General features: G+C 68.2%; 16 protein-coding genes. 9 read left to right on the forward strand and 7 right to left on the reverse strand.

The window, feature by feature from the left end:
* The first annotated feature begins 31 nt into the window (after window positions 1–31).
* Window positions 32–1585, forward strand: a complete 1554-nt coding sequence (locus tag AB4Y80_RS07300) for a hypothetical protein (protein ID WP_442213185.1) — start codon at window positions 32–34, stop codon at window positions 1583–1585.
* Here the strand turns inward: AB4Y80_RS07300 and AB4Y80_RS07305 are convergent.
* Window positions 1582–1995, reverse strand: a complete 414-nt coding sequence (locus AB4Y80_RS07305; RefSeq protein WP_442213187.1) for a phage holin family protein — start codon at window positions 1993–1995, stop codon at window positions 1582–1584. The genes AB4Y80_RS07300 and AB4Y80_RS07305 overlap by 4 nt on opposite strands.
* Window positions 1996–2107: 112 nt before the next feature.
* On the opposite strand from AB4Y80_RS07305, the gene AB4Y80_RS07310 reads away from it, so the two are divergent.
* The 4 genes from AB4Y80_RS07310 to AB4Y80_RS07325 all read left to right on the forward strand — a co-directional run bounded on the left by AB4Y80_RS07310 (window position 2108) and on the right by AB4Y80_RS07325 (window position 6919).
* Complete coding sequence (locus AB4Y80_RS07310) at window positions 2108–3229, forward strand: histidinol-phosphate transaminase (RefSeq protein ID WP_442213190.1); 1122 nt, start codon at window positions 2108–2110, stop codon at window positions 3227–3229.
* A 165-nt stretch (window positions 3230–3394) separates the two neighbouring features.
* On the forward strand, window positions 3395–4642 hold the full coding sequence (gene pdhA, locus AB4Y80_RS07315) for a pyruvate dehydrogenase (acetyl-transferring) E1 component subunit alpha (protein ID WP_442213192.1): 1248 nt from the start codon (window positions 3395–3397) through the stop codon (window positions 4640–4642).
* Window positions 4639–5613, forward strand: a complete 975-nt coding sequence (locus AB4Y80_RS07320; RefSeq protein ID WP_442213194.1) for an alpha-ketoacid dehydrogenase subunit beta — start codon at window positions 4639–4641, stop codon at window positions 5611–5613. Before pdhA ends, AB4Y80_RS07320 begins: the two co-directional genes overlap by 4 nt.
* A gap of 10 nt (window positions 5614–5623) precedes the next feature.
* Complete coding sequence (locus tag AB4Y80_RS07325) at window positions 5624–6919, forward strand: dihydrolipoamide acetyltransferase family protein (RefSeq protein WP_442213196.1); 1296 nt, start codon at window positions 5624–5626, stop codon at window positions 6917–6919.
* Between the two features lie 86 nt (window positions 6920–7005).
* Here AB4Y80_RS07325 and AB4Y80_RS07330 read toward each other — a convergent pair whose 3' ends face one another.
* From AB4Y80_RS07330 to ald, 5 genes are all read right to left on the reverse strand, one after another.
* Entirely contained in the window at window positions 7006–8322 is a 1317-nt protein-coding gene (locus AB4Y80_RS07330; RefSeq protein ID WP_442213198.1) for an aminotransferase-like domain-containing protein, read from the reverse strand.
* 58 nt (window positions 8323–8380) lie between these two features.
* On the reverse strand, window positions 8381–9133 hold the full coding sequence (locus tag AB4Y80_RS07335) for a hypothetical protein (protein WP_442213200.1): 753 nt from the start codon (window positions 9131–9133) through the stop codon (window positions 8381–8383).
* Between the two features lie 32 nt (window positions 9134–9165).
* Window positions 9166–9762 (reverse strand): dihydrofolate reductase family protein, encoded by a 597-nt coding sequence (locus AB4Y80_RS07340; RefSeq protein WP_442213202.1) that lies wholly within the window; start codon window positions 9760–9762, stop codon window positions 9166–9168.
* A gap of 28 nt (window positions 9763–9790) precedes the next feature.
* Window positions 9791–10576, reverse strand: coding sequence for an alpha/beta fold hydrolase (locus AB4Y80_RS07345; RefSeq protein WP_442213204.1), 786 nt, complete (start codon window positions 10574–10576; stop codon window positions 9791–9793).
* A gap of 91 nt (window positions 10577–10667) precedes the next feature.
* Entirely contained in the window at window positions 10668–11780 is a 1113-nt protein-coding gene (gene ald, locus AB4Y80_RS07350) for an alanine dehydrogenase (protein ID WP_442213206.1), read from the reverse strand.
* Between the two features lie 220 nt (window positions 11781–12000).
* Here ald and AB4Y80_RS07355 point away from each other — a divergent pair, with 220 nt between their 5' ends.
* The gene (locus tag AB4Y80_RS07355) at window positions 12001–13284 is read left to right on the forward strand and encodes a PucR family transcriptional regulator (RefSeq protein WP_442213208.1); all 1284 of its coding nucleotides are present in this window, start codon (window positions 12001–12003) and stop codon (window positions 13282–13284) included.
* A gap of 38 nt (window positions 13285–13322) precedes the next feature.
* Here AB4Y80_RS07355 and nboR read toward each other — a convergent pair whose 3' ends face one another.
* Window positions 13323–13967, reverse strand: coding sequence for a nicotine blue oxidoreductase (nboR, locus tag AB4Y80_RS07360; protein WP_442213210.1), 645 nt, complete (start codon window positions 13965–13967; stop codon window positions 13323–13325).
* A gap of 276 nt (window positions 13968–14243) precedes the next feature.
* Here nboR and AB4Y80_RS07365 point away from each other — a divergent pair, with 276 nt between their 5' ends.
* The 3 genes from AB4Y80_RS07365 to AB4Y80_RS07375 are packed head-to-tail and all read left to right on the forward strand — an operon-like array spanning window position 14244 to window position 17044.
* Window positions 14244–15338 (forward strand): extracellular solute-binding protein, encoded by a 1095-nt coding sequence (locus tag AB4Y80_RS07365; protein WP_442213212.1) that lies wholly within the window; start codon window positions 14244–14246, stop codon window positions 15336–15338.
* Between the two features lies 1 nt (window position 15339).
* On the forward strand, window positions 15340–16227 hold the full coding sequence (locus AB4Y80_RS07370; RefSeq protein ID WP_442213214.1) for an ABC transporter permease: 888 nt from the start codon (window positions 15340–15342) through the stop codon (window positions 16225–16227).
* Window positions 16214–17044, forward strand: a complete 831-nt coding sequence (locus AB4Y80_RS07375) for an ABC transporter permease (RefSeq protein WP_442213216.1) — start codon at window positions 16214–16216, stop codon at window positions 17042–17044. The genes AB4Y80_RS07370 and AB4Y80_RS07375 overlap by 14 nt, the downstream gene beginning before the upstream one ends.
* The last annotated feature ends 16 nt before the right edge of the window (window positions 17045–17060 follow it).

A 17060-nucleotide genomic window follows, 5' to 3' on the forward strand; every position in this document is an offset into this window, starting at 1 on the left:
CCGTGCGGGGCGGTCGGAAAGGAGCGATGCAATGCCCGAGCCGCCGAGACCCGGAGCCACGTTCACGACGACCGGCGGTGTCGGATCCATTCGGTACACGCTGGAGGAGATTTCCGCGGCAGGTGTGAAACTCGGCCGGCTGGCCCAGGGGCTGGAGCCGCTTGTGGACCGGTTGCAAGGCGAATGGTCGTGGCTGGGCTCGGCCCCCGCGGGGCCGGCCGGCTACCCGTTTGCGGCCCTCGAGGCGATGCGGGCGGGAGTGTGGTCGTGCATGCGAGCCCAGGCAGACACGGCGGCCCTTGCCCGAAAGGCGACCAGGGCCGCCACGGACTATGCGTCCGCCGAGGCCCACAATGCCGCCGCGGCCGCCCAGGCGGCCAGGCTGGGGGCGCTCGGGGATGGTTTGCAATCCTGGGCGTGGGGGTCGTTCGCGCCGCTGAGGCTGTGGGGCGGGGCAATGGCGGCATGGCAAAACGCCCGCAAGGGTGGCGCGCGTGATGCCGCGGAGAGCATATTGAACAACGCTCCCGCCTACCTTGCCGGCTTACTGGGTCCCGGCATCGGACTCTCCTTTCTCCTGACGCACCTGGGGTATCCGGACCCGGCGAACTCCGGCATGGTCCCGGCGGTCATGGTCCGGAAGGCTTTTGACTGGTCCGGACTGGCCACGCCGGGACGGTTGGACGTGCGCAGGGTTCCGCCCCCAAACTGGAGCAACCAAGGCGAACAATGGCCGCGCGGCCACGCCCTGCCGGACCCACCGGACGGCGGTGCGCCCGGTGTGGTGGAACCGACCATCAAGGGGGCCCTGGCGGGCAGCCAGGACGCCTACGGCTACCCGCCCGGCTCAATTGGTGTCGACCGGGTGGACCGACCCGACGGAAGCCGGGCGTGGCTGGTGCACTTGCCCGGAACCGAGGACTGGTCCGCGGTGGACAGCGCCAACCCGTTTGATCTGGAAGGCGATCTGGAAGGCCTGACCGCCGCCCACGCCGCCCTGTTCGCCCAGCAGCAGGTGGTGATCCAGGACCTCATCAAGGCGGCGTTGGCGGACGCGGGCGCGCTCCCCGGACAGGACGTGCTGATAACGGGCCATAGCGGCGGCGGCATTCACGCGGCCGCCGCCGCGGCCAATCCCGCATTTCTGGCCACGGTCAACGTCAGGATGCTTGTCATTGCCGGCTCTCCGGCCAAGAACCTGCGGGTCGGCCCGGGCATTGCCGTTCTGGATCTGGAAAACGAACACGACCTTGTCACGGCCACGGACTTTGGGCCACCGCCCGCCTCGCCCACCTGGGTGACCGTCACGTCGCACCGGCCGGGCGCCGCGGACGGGGCGGATCCGCTCACCCTCCTCAAGGACGCGCACGAGTTAAGGAATTATCTCCATGACGCCGCAGCCATGGAAGGCAGCGACGACCCGGCCATCAAGGGAGCGCGGGACGCCCTGCGTCACTTTCTGGGCGCAACGGCCGGGGCGCCCGTTGCCGTCAGGAGATTCGTCTACCAGGGCCGCGACGTCAACGATCCCCAACCGGGGAATCCCAAGCCGGCGGCACGGCCGGGAGGAACGATGAAACCCTAGCGTTTGCGGGCGGAGCGTGTCAGTCCGCTCATCAGCATGGACACCACGCTGATGATCAAGGCGGCCAGGATGGCGGTCCAAAAGAAGGAGTCAAGGGCGAAGTGGACGGGCGTATAGGCGCTCAGCCATGACGTCAGCCACAGCATGGCCGCATTGATCACGATCGTGAACAGGCCCAAGGTAACGATCGTGACCGGCAGCGACAACAGCAGGACGATGGGCTTGATCAACGCGTTGACCACGCCAAAGATCAGGCCGATGAAGACATAGGCCAGTGCGGTGTTCCCCGTGGCACTGCCCGTATCCAGCCCGCCGCCGGCGCTGTACCCGATTGTGACGCCGGGCAGGAGCACCGTCGCAATCCAGAGGGCGACGGCGTTGACAAGCACTCGAACGACTAATCTGACCATGGAGTCATGATTCCACAAACGGGCCAGTCCGGGCAGGTCATGCGCGTCAAATCGGCACTTTTGGCGTGACCGCATTCACACGCCGTTCGGTTCCCTGATTTAGGCTAAGTCCATGACTTCCAATACCCAACCCCTGCATACCGGCGTCCACCCCCGATCCGTCGTGGGCCGGCTGCCCAAATATGCGGCGGGCAAACCCCCCGTCCCGGTGCCCGGGCTGGCGAGCTTCAAACTCTCCTCGAACGAGAATCCGCTGGGCCCGGTGCCCGCCGTCCTGGAACTGCTCCACGGCGGCCTGGAGGTCCACCGCTACCCGGACACCAGCTGCACGGCGCTGCGCACTGCGCTCGGTGAGTTCCTGTCCGTGCCCGCGGAGGACATTGTCACCGGTGCCGGCTCCCTGGGTGCGCTGAACCAGATCCTCGCCGCCTTTGCGGGCCAAAACGACGACGGCACCCCCGATGAAGTCATCTACGCCTGGCGGTCCTTTGAGGCCTACCCCATCTGCGTCGGGCTGGCCGGGGCCCAAAGCGTCCAGATCCCCGTCCGCGCCGACGGCACACATGACCTCCCCGCCATGGCGGCGGCCGTCACCGACCGCACCAAGGTCGTGTTCCTTTGCACGCCAAACAATCCCACCGGCCCGGCGCTGGGCACCGAGGAGACGGAGGAGTTCATCCGCAGCGTCCGCTCCGACGTCGTCATTGTCATCGACGAGGCCTACCAGGAATTCGTCCGGGCCGCCGACGCCGTGGACGGCATCGCCATGTACCGCAAGTACCCCAATGTCGTGGTGTTGCGGACGTTTTCCAAGGCGCACGGCCTCGCCGGGCTGCGCGTCGGGTATTCAGTCTCCGGGCCCGAACTCACGCAATACCTGCGCTCCGCCGCGACTCCGTTCGCTGTCTCCAGCGTGGCCGAACAAGCCGCCGTGGTGTCGCTGGCAAACTATGACCAGGTTGTGGAAAGAGTACAAAGCCTCGTCGAGGAACGGGACCGGGTGACGGCCGGCCTTGCGGCCCTTGGCTGGGACGTCCCGGACGCCCAGGGGAACTTCGTGTGGTTGAACCTCGGGTCCGATACGCCCGAGTTTGCGGCCATCGCGGACCGCCACGCCCTCTCGGTGCGGGCCTTCGGAGAGGAAGGTGTGCGCGTCAGCATCGGCGAGGTGGAGGCCAACACCCGCTTCCTGGAGATCTGTGCCTCCTATACAAAGCCGCCACGCCGTTCCTAGCGGTTAACCAACCGTGAATCGGCGTCGCGTACCGATACAGTGGTAAATCGAAAATGGAAATATATGCACTCCATGGAATGCATTCCCGGCGGAGCATATATCCACACCAACGAGTCGGCGGACCGGGCTTGCGGCCCGCACAGAGTCGGCAGACGAGGAGACGGCATGGGCGCTGCCCACCAACCCGCAACCCGCACGGCATCATCCGGGCACTCCGCCGCCGGCGCGGGCGCCCAACAACCGCGCCCCGGCGGCTCCCACGGCGTCCTGCGGACCACGGGGGTCGGTGAGGCGGACATGGTCCAGCTCCTGGATGAACACGGCAGCCTCCGTACGGACGCCACGTTCAGCCCGTACGTTGACGCCCTGGATCGGGACGCCCTGCGGGGCTTTTACCGCGACATGGCCGTGGTGCGCCGCTTCGACGCCGAGGCCACCGCGCTCCAGCGCCAGGGCGAGCTGGCGCTGTGGGTTCCGGTCGTCGGGCAGGAAGCGGCCCAGGTTGGATCCGGGCGCGCCATGCGCCCGGCCGACTATGCGTTCCCCACCTATCGGGAGCACGGCGTCGCACTCGCCCGGGGGGTGGACCTGGCCGATGTTCTGAAGCTTTTTCGCGGTATCACCAACGGCGGCTGGGACCCCCGGGAGACCAACTTCCACCTCTACACCCTGGTCCTGGCCGCCCAGACCCTGCACGCCGTGGGCTATGCCATGGGCATCCAGCGGGACCTGGCCGCCGACAGCGAAACCGAACCGGCCGCCGTCGTGGCCTATTTCGGCGACGGTTCCAGCAGCGAGGGGGACGCCCACGAATCCATGGTTTTTGCCGCCTCCTTCAACGCCCCGGTGGTGTTCTTTTGCCAGAACAACCATTGGGCCATCTCGGTGCCGTTTGAGGTGCAGTCCAAGATTCCCCTGGTCAACCGCGCCGGCGGCTACGGCTTCCCCGGCATCCGCGTGGACGGCAACGACGTCCTGGCCGTGTATGCCGTGACGCAGTGGGCGCTGGAGCATGCCCGGGACGGCCACGGCCCGGTCCTGGTCGAGGCCGCCACCTACCGGGTCGGGGCGCACACCACCGCCGATGACCCCACCAAGTACCGCCGCCTGGCCGAGGAGGAAGCGTGGCGGGCGAAGGATCCGCTGGCGCGCCTGGAAACCTACCTCCGCGACGCGGGTCTGGCCGATGACGACTTCTTTGCCCAGGTGCGCGAGGACGGCGACGAACTGGCCGCCCATGTCCGGCGCGCCACGCTGGCCTTGGGCGGGGCCGACATCCGGCAAAAATTCGCCACCGTCTATGCCGAGGCGCATCCGCTGGTCGCCGAGGAACTCGCCTGGTTCGAAAACTACGAGGCATCCTTTGCCGACGCCGATCCGCAGACTTCCGCAATACAAGGCGGTGCCGCATGACCACCATGACCATGGCCAAGGCCATCAACGAAGGCCTGCGTGCCACGCTCGCCGGTGACCCCAAGAGCTTCCTCATGGGTGAGGACATCGGCGCTCTGGGCGGGGTGTACCGCGTCACGGAGGGGCTGGCGAAGGAATTCGGCACGCACCGGGTCATCGACACGCCGCTGGCCGAGTCGGGCATCATCGGCACGGCGATCGGCATGGCCCTGCGCGGCCACCGGCCCATTTGCGAGATCCAGTTTGACGGCTTCGTGTTCCCCGGGTTCAACCAGATCACCACGCAGCTGGCCAAGATCCACACCCGCTCCGACGGCCTGCTTAGCGCGCCGGTGGTCATTCGCATTCCCTACGGCGGCGGCATCGGCTCCATCGAGCACCACTCCGAATCCCCGGAAGCCCTTTTTGCCCACACGGCCGGACTGCGCATCATCACCCCGTCCAACGCGAACGACGCCTACTGGATGATCCAGCAGGCCGTGGCGTGCAAGGACCCGGTCATCGTGTTCGAGCCCAAGCGGCGCTACTGGCTCAAGGGCGAGGTTGACACCGACGTCTCGCCCGGAGACCCGTTCGCCGCCCACGTGGTGCACTCCGGCTCCGACGCCACCATCGTCGCGTACGGGCCCCTGGTCCCGGTGGCGCTGGCCGCCGCCCACGCGGCCGCCGAGGACGGGCACAGCGTGGAGGTCATCGACCTGCGCTCCATCTCGCCGATCGACTTTGACACCGTGGAGGCATCCGTGACCAAGACCGGCCGGCTGATCGTCGCCCACGAGGCCCCCACGTTTGGCGGGATCGGCGGGGAGATCGCGGCCCGCATCGGCGAACGCTGCTTTTATTCGCTGCAGGCCCCGGCCATCCGCGTGGGCGGCTTCCACATGCCCTACCCGGTGGCCCGGGTGGAGGAGCACTACCTACCGGACATTGACCGCATGCTGGAGGCGTTGGACCGCGCCTTCGCATATTAGGAAGGCCCCCATGTCGACCCTGAACCTGTTCAAGCTGCCCGATGTTGGCGAGGGCCTGACCGAGGCGGAGATCGTCGCCTGGAAGGTCAAGGCCGGCGATGCCGTGGCCGTCAATGACGTCATCGTGGAAATAGAAACGGCCAAGTCCATCGTGGAGCTGCCCTCGCCCTACGCCGGCACGGTGGCCCAGCTGATGGTGGCCGAGGGCGACACCGTGGACGTCGGCACGCCCATCATCGCCATCGGTGCCGGCGATCCGTCCTCGGCGGCCCCCGCCCCCGCCCCCGCTGCTGTCGAGGAGCCCGCGGCCATCAAGCCCCTGGTGGGCTCCGGCCCCAAGGCCGACGCCGTCAAGCGCCGCCCGCGCCACGGCTCGACCGCGGTCGGCCCCGCACCCGTGGCGGCGCTGGCAGCCGCCCACGTTCCGGCGTCGGGCATGGCGGGCGCGGTGACCGGCCGCGTGTTGGCCAAGCCACCCGTGCGCAAGGCGGCCAAGGACCTGGGCATCAACCTGGCCGACGTCCCGCCCACCGGCGTCCACGGGGAAGTGACGAAGAAGGACCTGCTCGGCCACCAGGAGCGGCGTGCCGCCGCGGGGACGTCACCGGCCGATGACCCGCGCGTGGAGCGGATCGCGGTCAAGGGGGTGCGCAAGGCCACCGCCCGGGCCATGGTGGAAAGCGCCTTCACGGCACCGCACGTGAGCATTTTTGTGGACGTTGACGCGTCCCGCACCATGGAGTTCGTGAAGCGGCTAAAGGCCTCGCGCGACTTTGAGGGCATCAGGGTCTCGCCGCTGCTGATCCTCTCGAAGGCCGTGATTTGGGCGGCCGCGCGGAACCCGTCGGTCAATGCGACGTGGGCCGGCGAGGAGATCATCATCAAGCACTACGTGAACCTGGGCATCGCCGCGGCCACCCCGCGCGGACTCATGGTGCCCAACATCAAGGACGCGCAGGACCTGTCCCTGAAGGAGCTCGCCAGCGCCCTCAACGCGCTGGCGGCCACCGCGCGGGCGGGCAAGACGCAGCCGGCGGACATGGCGGGCGGATCGCTGACCATCACCAACATTGGGGCGCTGGGCATCGACACCGGCACGCCCATCCTCAACCCGGGCGAAGTGGCGATCGTGGCATTTGGCACCATCAAGCAGAAGCCGTGGGTGGTCGACGGCGAGGTGGTCCCGCGCTGGATCACCACGCTGGGCGGCTCCTTCGACCACCGGGTGGTGGACGGGGACCTCTCCGCGCGCTTCATGGCGGACGTGGCGGCCATCATGGAGGAACCGGCCCTGCTGCTGGACTGACCTCATCTGACCCGCAATAGATGTCGAAAAACCCCTGAAATTCGCGATTTTTCGGCATCTATTGCGGGTCAGATGCCCGGGCGGGGCTAGAGGCGGGCGGCGATGGCGTCCGCCAGCACCGGTGCCAGGCGCCGGACGCCCTCGCGGAGCTTGGCGGGAGGCACCGCACTGTATGCCAGGCGCAGCTTGTTGCTGGGGCCGCCGGCCGCGGAGAACGCGGCGCCGGGCACGAAGACCACGCCGGCGTCGATGCCCTTGTACAGCAGCGGGTACGTGTCAATCCCCTCCGGCAGGGTCAGCCACACGAAGAAGCCGCCCTCGGGCCGGGTCCACGAGACGCCGTGGGGCATGAATTCCTCCAGCGCGGCAAGCAGGGCCGAGCAGCGCTCCTGGTACATGCTGCGGTAGGTGGCGATCTGGCCTTTCCAGTCGTAGTTGCGCAGGTAGTCGCTGACCAGCAGCTGGTTGAATGTGGGCGGACACAGCGTGACGGCCTCGCTGGCCAGGTAGTAGCGCTGCAACAGGTGCGCCGGGACCAGCGCCCAGCCAATGCGCAACCCGGGCGCAAAGATCTTGGAAAACGATCCCAGGTACAGCACGTCCTCGGGGTTGGCGGCGCGCAGGGGCTCCGGCAGGACGCCGTCGAACTTCAACAAGCCGTAGGGATTGTCCTCCAACACCAGAATATTCGCCTCGCGGCAGGTGTTCACGATTTCCTGGCGGCGGTCCGGGGCCAGCATCACCCCGGAGGGGTTGTTGAAGTTCGGAATGGTGTACAGCAACTTGATGCGCTTGCCGGCCCCCTGCAGCGCTGCGATGGTGGCGCGCAGGGCGGCCGGGATGAGGCCGTGCTCATCCCCGGCCACCGCCTGGACGTCGACCTGGTAGGCCTCAAAGGTGTTCAGGGCGCCCACATAGGTGGGGTCCTCGAGCAGGATCACGTCCCCGGGGTCGCAAAACACCTTCGCGGCCACGTCCTGGGCCGACTGCGAACCGGCCGTGATGACGACATTCTCCGGGTCCGCGTCCAGGATGCCCTCGGCGGCCATGACCTGGCAAATTTGGGTGCGCAGTTCCAAGGTGCCCTGTCCGCCCCCGTATTGCAGCGCCTCCAATCCGTGCTCGGCGATGATGCGCCGGGCCGTTTCGCCCAGCCGGTCCAGGGGCAGGGACTGAAGGTACGGGTTGCCCCCGGCCAGCGAGACCAGGCCGGGCTGCATGGAAATCTCAAACACGTCCCGCACGGCCGACTGCTTGATGTTGGCGGCACGGGCGGAGAGCAATGCCCCGTGCCGGTGGCCCTCGGTCGGGGCGGGACCGCCCTGGGCCCGGGCGAGGGCGTCGACGGCTTCTTCGGACAACGTTTCGGCGGCGGCGTTGACGCCCGGGGCTGGAGTGTTCACGGTGTCAGGATACAGCCAGAGTTGCTAAATAGGCATCAAAAGTTTAGTTAGAAGGGCGTTATTTCAGGCTGAGCGCCTCCGTCAACGTCTTGCCGTTGATTGTGATGGCAACCGGTGCGCCCGCCGCCCGCTCCGCCGTGAGCATCAGCTGCTGTTCAATGCGCGGGATGTCGCACTCGCCGCCCATCGTCAGGGTGCCCGAAAGGTGGGCCGTGACGGTGGCGCCGGAGCGGTCCACGGACGCCACCGCCAGGCGCGACTGCCAGAGCGTATTGTCCAGCCCCGACGCGCCGACCGCGCGCGTATGGTTGGCCAGCAGCGCGCGCAGGGCCCCCTCCACCGGGTCGGTATAGGTGATGGCGGCGCTCGTCACCGCGACGGCGCTGTCCCCGCAGCCCACCATGGGTCCGGCCACGCCGTTGTCGCCGATCGCGACGTAGAACAGCGTGGCGGACGCCGTGGTGGGCATGACCGTCGGCTCGGCCGGCGGGGACGACGCCGGCGGGGATGACGCCGGCGGGGACGACGCCGGGGCGGGGGTCGGCGTCCCTGAGGCACTGGCCGTCGGCAGGCCTGAGGCGGATGGCGACGGGCGCGCCGTGGTGGCGGTGCAGCCGCCCACAGCCAGGGCCGCCCCGGCCACCAGCGCCAGCAGGAGGTGCGTTCGCGTGCCGGCCATGATGCCCTCCTTGTGGGTTTGCGGGGCGCCGGCAAGTCCGCAAGGCACCTGCCCGTCCGCGTCAAACCAGCCTAGGGAGGGCCGGCCGGCATGTGAATCGGGCAGGCGGAACGGGAACCAAAGCGTGACCACGTCTCGGCCACGTCACGGGTCCCTGGCGGGTGTTAGCGTCGCGCCCGGTAGTTCAGGTGCGTGACGAGGCCGGTCTGCCGCGCGCCCGCCTGCTCGAACGACTTGGGCCCGACACCGTCAAAAAGCCGTTCCCCGGCGCCGAGGATGACCGGCGCAAGGTGGACCCGCAGCTCGTCGATGGCGTCGACGACCAGGTACTGGTTGATGGTTTGGGCGCCGCCGCAGATGGACACGGCGCCAGTGCCGGCGGCCGCACGCGCCCGGTCAAGGGCGGCGTCGATCCCGTCGGTAACGAACGTGAACGTGGTGCCGCCGTCCATGGCCAGCGGCTCCCGGGCGTGGTGGGTGAGCACAAAAACCGGGCCATGGTAGGGGGGATTTGGCCCCCACCATCCTTTCCAGGACCCCTCCCATGCCCCGCGGATGGGGCCGAACATGTTCCGCCCCATGATGAACGCGCCGGCGGCGGTGATGGCCTCAAGTTCGGACGCATTTTCCTCCCGCTGCTCGACCATCCAGCTGTGGAGGCGGCCGTCCACGCCCTCGCCCATGGGCAGTTCGGCGCTTTGGTGCGGGCCGGCCACGAAGCCGTCCAACGATACTGCGATGTCGCACGTGACCAGGCCCATGGCCGCACGTCCTTTCTGTCGGCTGACGTTATTCGCTGAGGAAGTCGGCGATCGCGGCCGCCATGCCAGCAGGCTCCCAGCTGTGGTCGGCGGCCGGGATCGTGGCCTTGCGCGCGTTGGGCACGGATGCGGCGATGGATTCCGCGGCCGGGGGCATGATCGGCAGGGTTTGCCTGCCCACCAGGGCCAGCGTGGGCGCCGTGATGGTCGCCCACAGCTCGATGTGCGGCGCGGACTGGGTCCAGGCCAGGGACTCGGAGTCGGCCTCCAGGGACGGCCCCATCGAGGTCATGACGGGCCAGGCGGGGCTGTTCCGGGCGCCCTCCAGCCACTCCGGCGGCATGTCCTTCATGAAGTAGGCGATGGTCTCCTCGGGGTCCCCGGCCGCGATCTTCTGCCGCAGCCCGTCCAGGAAATCGGCGCCGTCGTCGCCCAGCTCCTCCCGCAGCGGCACCTCCCACAGCACCAGCGCCGAGACGGGCAGCCCCGCGGCCGCGGCCGCCAGGGCGATGGCGCCGCCGGAGGAGCTGCCGAACAGGGCCGCGGATCCGCCGGCGACCGCGATGAGCGCGCGGAGGTCCTCCAGGGTGTCCGCCAGCGTGAACGACGGCGCCTGTGCGCTCTCGCCGCGGCCGCGCCGATCGAAGTTGATCACCCTGAATCCGCGGGCGGCCAGCAGCTTGGCCATCTCGACGGTGGTGGGGTCGAAGCCGCGAAATTGCATGGCCCCCGCCACGAGGATGACCGGCGGTCCGGACCCCTCGATGTCGTAGGCGATGCGGGTGCCGTCGCGGGATGTGACGAAGCTGGACATGGGGCCTCCTGAAAAAAGCTCTAGACGGCACGCTACGCGGATGCGTACGTGCCGTCCAGAGTCTTGCCGCTCGTTGTGGTCCCGGAAGGTGCTAGACCAGCTGGCGCCAGTCGGCGGCCAGCGGGAGGTCGTGGGCCGCGGACACCGAGTGGTGGGCCACCTGGCCGCCGGCCACATTGAGGCCCGCAACCAAGGCGGGGTCCGCCTCCAGTGCGGCCATCACGCCCAGGTCGGCCAGGGCCACCGCGTAGCGCAGGGTGACGTTGGTCAGCGCATAGGTGGAGGTGTTGGGGACGGCCCCGGGCATATTGGCCACGCAGTAGAACACCGAGTTGTGCACCTTGAAGGTCGGGTTTTCGTGCGTGGTGGGGTGGGTGTCCTCAAAGCAGCCGCCCTGATCCACGGCGATGTCCACCAGCACGGAGCCGGGCTTCATCTTCGCCACCAGTTCGTTGGTGACCAGCTTCGGGGCGCGGGCGCCTGGGATCAGAACCGAGCCGATGACCAGGTCGGCCTGCAGCAGCGACCGTTCGACCTCCAGGGCGTTGGAGGCCACCGTCTTCAACCGGCCCTGGTAGTGGTCATCGAGCTGGTGCAGCCGCTCGATGTTGATGTCCAGGATGGTCACATCCGCGCCGGCGCCGATGGCCATGGCCGCCGCGTTGGTGCCGGAGACCCCGGCGCCCAGGATCACCACGTTGGCGGGGCGGACGCCGGGGACGCCGCCGAGCAGGATGCCCTTGCCGCCGGCCGGGGCGGTCAGGCACTGGGCACCCACGGCCACGGACAGCCGGCCGGCCACCTCGGACATCGGGGCCAGCAGGGGCAGCGTGCGACCGAGCTGCACGGTCTCGTAGGCGATGGCCGTGACGCCGCTGTCCATGAGCGCGCGCGTCAGTTCCGGCTCGGCGGCCAGGTGCAGGTAGGTGAACAGCACCAGGCCCTTGCGGAAGTAGGCGTATTCGATGCTGATGGGTTCCTTGACCTTGACCACCATGTCGGCCCGGCCCCACACCTCCGCCGCGTCGGTGACCAGCTCGGCCCCGGCGCCGGCGTATTCCTCGTCCGTGATGCTGGAGCCGACGCCCGCGCCGCGTTCAATCAGCACCGTGTGCCCGTGCGTGATGAGTTCGTGCACGCCCGAGGCGGTCATGGCCACCCGGAACTCGTTGTTCTTGATCTCCTTGGGAACACCAATGATCATGATTTTGTCCTTCACTTGGGCGTCGTCGACTAAACGGCAGGTACGTTGTTTGGTACTGCCAGACTATGTCCGGATTGTGGTCCACTTCATACCCGGGAGAGTCGGGCGCATGGGGAAACGGGCTCAAATCCGGTGAATTTCACCCCCGCGGGTCGACATTTGTCGAGCCCGCGCGGGTCAACTGTCGCCTGCTGTCTGCCCGGCCCGCTAGGCTGGGCCCATGCGCAACGAGGACATCGAGGACCTTGTCGAACAGCTCGCCGTGGAACTGGGCCGCGGGCTGTCCCTGGAGGACCTGGACGGGCTGCTGCTGGCCTACAGCGCCAACCAGTCCCACGCGGACCGGGTGCGGGTCAATTTCCTGCTGAGCAAGCGGGTGCCGGCGGACGTCAGTGGCTGGCAGCTCTCGCATGGGATCGCCACCGCGGTGCGGCCCGTGGTGGTGCCGGCCAACCCCGGGCTGGGCATGCTGGGCCGGGTGTGCGTGCCGCTGCTGGTCCGCGGCTTCCGCGTCGGCTACCTGTGGGTGCAGCAGGACGTCCTGGAGCAAAGTGCGACGGCGATCCTCGCCCAGCTGCCGCAGGTGCGGGACTCCCTGGACCTCCTGGCCACGCTGCTGCTCGATTCCAACACGGCCGAGTCCAGCCACCGCCGCGCCCGGGAGCAGCAGTTTCTGGCCGCCGTGGACGGCGACAAGCACGCGATCGAGAAGATCTCCGAATGGCCCGAGGTCCGCCAGCGCGGCCCGTGGCAGGCCGCCACGGTGTACGCGGCGCCGGGACCGGACCCGGATCCCGCTGCCCCGCCGCTCCCCATCCCCGCACCCCCGGCCGGGTCCGCGCGCGGGCCCCGGTTCGACCGCCGGGCCGTGCGGGATCCGCTGGCCGCCACCCTGGTCCATCGCAGCGCCGGCCTGCAGGCCACCGTCGGCATCGACGATGCCCTGTTCACCGCCGGCCTGGACACCCACGCGGTGATGCTGTTCCGTGCGACGCCGGGACGGGCCAGGCACGCCGCGGTGCTCGAGCGCTATACCGCCGAGCTCACCAAGCGCACCGGCGTGCCGGCGTCGAGGGTGGTGATGGGGATCGGTGAGCCGTTCGGCTCGCTGCGGCAGCTGCCCACGGCGTTCCGGGAGTCGCGGATAGCCGCCCAGGCCGCCGTCGTGGACCCGGCGCTGGGCTCGATCCTGGACGTCCGCGGGGCCGGGGTCTACGAGGTGCTGGCCGGGGGCGCGGCCGACCCGGAGGACAGCGTGTACTACCGGCTGATCCGGGACCGGGACGCGGCCGGGGAGTTGTTCCCGGTGCTGGAGCTGCTCTATGACAACGACGGCGCCGTGGCCGGGATTGCCGGCCAGCTGCACCTGCACCGCTCCACCGTCTACAACCGGCTCGCCCGGGTGCGCGCCCTCATCGGCGCCGACCCGCTGGCCGGCCGGGTTCGGCTGGAACTGCATCTGGCCCTGAAGGCCGCACGCTGGGCGGCGAGGCCCCGGATCTAGCCGGGCGGCGCAGGCCTGTATGGGCCGCCCGGCGCCGGCTACTCCGCCAAGAGGTGCAGGTCCTCGGCGGTGTCCACGTCGGCGCCGTCCGAGAGGTCGCTGCAATCCACCACGTCCAGCAGGCCCGGGTGGGCGCGCAGGAAGGCGCGTGCGGCGGAGTCGCCACCGGCGGAAGCCGCGGCCTCGGCGGCCAGCGAAGCGCTGAAAACGATGGGATGCCCGCGCCTCAACCCGGCGCCCGGACCCGTCCCGGACCCTGCGTACCCGGCGGCGGTGATCCGGCCGGGGCGGTGGGCGGCAAGCAGCCTGGCGACCAGTGCGGCCGTGATGCCGGGCTGGTCCACCAGCGCCACAAGGATGTTGTCTCCGGCGGCCACGGCGGCCACGCCCGTGCGGAAGGAGCCGCCCATGCCCGAGGCCCAGTGTTCATTGACCACCAGCCGGCAGGCGGCAAATGCCGGCTGGTGGGGGGCGGCCAGGCGCCGTGCCGCCCGGTGCAGTTGTGCCACCTCCGGCGCACCGGCGCCCGCCACGACCACGGTTCGCCCGCACCCGCCGTCGCGCACCACCTGTGCCACGTGCTCCACCAGGGTGCCGCCGTGGAAGGGCAGCAGGGCCTTGGGGCCGCGCCCGAGCCGGGTTCCCGCCCCCGCCGCCAGTAGGACGGCCGTAGTCTGCGTCATGTCCCTCAATCTAGGCGCCTTTCCGGCCCGTGAGCCACGTCACCAAAAATAAACTGTTTCTCGGTGAAATACAACCGTTGACTCACGGGAAACTTCGGGTTTACAGTTACGACACCGAAAAGCCGGATTCCGGTTCGTGCTCCAGATTCGCTCAATGCCGCGTGAATCGTTCGCAGGTGAAATCCACCGTGGACGAGGCGCCGGCAGCAGATACCACACTCATCAGTTGCCGTGCATTCCCATGCGCTGCCGATGCCCGAGAGGCAAGTTTTCGCCATGACCGATACTCGTTCCCCCCTGCTCAATCGCCGATCCCTCTTGAAGGCCGCAGCCTTCGCGCCACTGGCCGGTATGGCGCTTTCCGGCTGCAGCACGAAGCCATCTGCCAGCGCTTCCGCGAACAAGACGGTCACGGTCACCTCCTACGGCGGCTCCTACAATGACCAGCTGACCCAAACGATCCTCGATCCCTTTGCGAAGCAGAGCGGCATCAAGCCAACGCTGCTGGCCAATACCAGTCTTGCCGCCCTCAAGGCGCAGGTGCAGTCCGGCGACGTCCAATGGGACCTGGTGGAAATCACCGCCCCCGAGTACGAGACGGCCGTGCAGGAAGGACTGCTGGAGAAGTTCGACTACAACATCATCAGCGACAAAGGCCTGCCGGGCTACGCGAAGGCCGAGTACGGCATCAAATACCTGAGCTTCCTGTTCGTGATGGCGTGGGATGAAAAGGTCATCCCGGACGGCAAGGCACCCAAGGACTGGGCGCAGTTCTTCGACCAGAACCGGTACAACACCAAGCGCTCCATCTACAACCAGCTCTCGGACAGCTCCGTGCTGGAGGCGGCCCTGCTGGCGGACGGCGTGCCGTTCGAGAAAATCTACCCGCTGGACGTGGACCGGGCCCTGCGCGTGCTGGCGGCGCACCCGGGACGGAACAAGCTGCTGTACCACTCCGCCAATCAGGAGCCCATCCAGCAGCTGACCTCGGGGGAGGTCTCCCTGTCCACAAGCTTCAACAACCGCATCAACGCGGCCCGGTCCGACGGCGCCAAGCTCAACTTCTCGCCCGAGAACGCCGTGCTGGCCGGCGACTACTTTGTGGTGCCGAAGGGTGCGAAGAACAAGGAAGCGGCCTTCAAGCTCATGAACTTCATGTCCAACGACGCCGAGGCCGGGGCCGCCTTTGACAAGGTCACGAACCTGACCCTGGCCAACACCGCGGCACTGTCGAAGCTGCCCAAGGAGATCGCGGACACCCTGCCCACCAGTCCCCGTCTGGCCGATAAGATCCTGGTCCGCGACGACAAGTGGTGGGCCGCCAACCTCAAGGAGACGGAGCAGAAGTTCAAGCTGTGGCAGGCCAGCTGAGATGACAAACGCCACTCTTGAAAGGGCCCGGCCCGGCGCCGGTGATGCCCGCGACCGCGCCCGGCACAAACCCCAACGCCGCCGCGCCGGCTGGTTGCTGTTGCTGGCACCAATCCTCGCCTTCGACCTGCTGCTCTTCCTGACCCCGCTGGGCAAGCTGGTCGGCTCCAGCTTCACAGGCGACGCCTACGCCCGGGTGTTGGCCGACCCCCTGGTGAGCCGATCGCTGATCAATACGCTCACGATTGCGCTGACGTCAACCATCGTCACCGTAGTACTTGGCTACATCATTGCCCTGGTGCTGTGGCGCAGCGGCACCGTGATGCGGGTGATCCTCTTTGCCGTGGTCCTGCTGCCGTTCTGGACCGGAATCCTGGTCAAGAACTTCGCCTGGGCCGTCCTGCTCCAGGACAACGGACTCGTCAATGGCGTCCTGCAAAACATCGGGCTGACAGGGGCGCCCATCGGGCTGCTGCACAACCGCTTCGCCGTGATCGTCGGCATGGTCCACTGTCTGCTCCCATACGCCGTCTTCCCGATCTTCTCGTCCCTGACGGCCATTGACGACCGCCTGGCGTTGGCCGCCCGTTCCCTGGGCGCCAGGGAGATGTCCATTTTCCGGCGGATCACCCTTCCCCTGAGCACGCCGGGAATTTCCGCCGCCGGCCTGTTGGTCTTCATCATCAGCACAGGCTTCTTCATCACACCCGTGGTGATGGGTGGACCCGGCGACATGATGATCGCCAATGAAATCGACTACTACGCCCGCCAACTCACCGACTTTTCCGGGGCGGCGGCGCTCGCCGTCATCCTGACCGTCCTGGTGAGCGTCATTGCCGCCGTGTACCAACGGGTCCTCAAGGCCGGAGGCCACCATGAACCGCTCTAAAGCGCCGCAAACCGCCCGCCGGCGCCGGCTGCTGTCCCTGCTGTCCCTACCGGTGTTCGCGTTCCTGGTGGTACCCACCTTGATCGTGGTCCCGGTGGCCCTTAACAACAGCCGCTACATCACGTTCCCGCCCGAGGGCATCTCGCTGGCCGCCGTGCAGGGGTTCTTTGAAGACCGTGCGTGGACGTCCGCGTTATCCGCGAGCATGCAGGCGGCCGTGATCGCCGTCCTGCTGGGCGTGGTGTTCGGCGCGAGCGCCGCCATCGGCCTTCACGGGCGGAAGTTTCCCGGCCAGCAGGCCGTGGTGGGGCTGATCCTGGCACCGATGATCGTCCCGACCGTGGTCCTGGCGCTGGCGTTCTACCAGTTCTTCATTTCCGTGGGGGTGGTGGGCAGCATTATCCCCATCGGCCTGGCCCATGCGGTCATTGCCACGCCCTACGTATACCTGACCACGCGCGCCAGCCTCGCCGGGCTCAACCCGGCCCTGGTGCGTTCGGCGCAAAGCCTGGGCGCCGGGACGTTGTCGGTCTTCCGCCACGTCTACCTGCCCGTCATCCGCCCGGGGCTGATCTCCGGGGCCTTGTTTGCCTTCTCGGTCTCCATCGACGAGACCGTGATGTCGCTGTTCATGCAGTCGCYGGGTGCCACAACGCTGCCGGTGAAGATGTTCACCGACATCCAGTTCAACCTCACCCCCAAGATCGCCGTCTCCTCCGCCCTGTTGGTCACCGTCGCCACCATCGGCCTGCTCTTCCAGGTCGTGTACGTGCTCAAGCGCCGGTCCACCGCCCGCATGATGCCGCTGGCCGTCTAGTTTCGCCTGGAAAGGT

The organism is Specibacter sp. RAF43, assembly GCF_052114065.1.
Lineage (GTDB): Bacteria > Actinomycetota > Actinomycetes > Actinomycetales > Micrococcaceae > Specibacter.

What these genes read in the sequence shown, in the direction of transcription:
- AB4Y80_RS07320 (WP_442213194.1), top strand. Translation starts at nt 4,639, where the DNA reads ATGACCACCATGACCATGGCCAAGGCCATCAACGAAGGCCTGCGTGCC.
- AB4Y80_RS07370 (WP_442213214.1), top strand. Translation starts at nt 15,340, where the DNA reads ATGACAAACGCCACTCTTGAAAGGGCCCGGCCCGGCGCCGGTGATGCC.
- AB4Y80_RS07310 (WP_442213190.1), top strand. Translation starts at nt 2,108, where the DNA reads ATGACTTCCAATACCCAACCCCTGCATACCGGCGTCCACCCCCGATCC.
- ald (WP_442213206.1), bottom strand. Translation starts at nt 11,780, where the DNA reads ATGATCATTGGTGTTCCCAAGGAGATCAAGAACAACGAGTTCCGGGTG.
- AB4Y80_RS07300 (WP_442213185.1), top strand. Translation starts at nt 32, where the DNA reads ATGCCCGAGCCGCCGAGACCCGGAGCCACGTTCACGACGACCGGCGGT.
- pdhA (WP_442213192.1), top strand. Translation starts at nt 3,395, where the DNA reads ATGGGCGCTGCCCACCAACCCGCAACCCGCACGGCATCATCCGGGCAC.
- AB4Y80_RS07355 (WP_442213208.1), top strand. Translation starts at nt 12,001, where the DNA reads ATGCGCAACGAGGACATCGAGGACCTTGTCGAACAGCTCGCCGTGGAA.
- AB4Y80_RS07345 (WP_442213204.1), bottom strand. Translation starts at nt 10,576, where the DNA reads ATGTCCAGCTTCGTCACATCCCGCGACGGCACCCGCATCGCCTACGAC.
- AB4Y80_RS07325 (WP_442213196.1), top strand. Translation starts at nt 5,624, where the DNA reads ATGTCGACCCTGAACCTGTTCAAGCTGCCCGATGTTGGCGAGGGCCTG.
- AB4Y80_RS07340 (WP_442213202.1), bottom strand. Translation starts at nt 9,762, where the DNA reads ATGGGCCTGGTCACGTGCGACATCGCAGTATCGTTGGACGGCTTCGTG.
- AB4Y80_RS07365 (WP_442213212.1), top strand. Translation starts at nt 14,244, where the DNA reads ATGACCGATACTCGTTCCCCCCTGCTCAATCGCCGATCCCTCTTGAAG.
- nboR (WP_442213210.1), bottom strand. Translation starts at nt 13,967, where the DNA reads ATGACGCAGACTACGGCCGTCCTACTGGCGGCGGGGGCGGGAACCCGG.
- AB4Y80_RS07305 (WP_442213187.1), bottom strand. Translation starts at nt 1,995, where the DNA reads ATGGTCAGATTAGTCGTTCGAGTGCTTGTCAACGCCGTCGCCCTCTGG.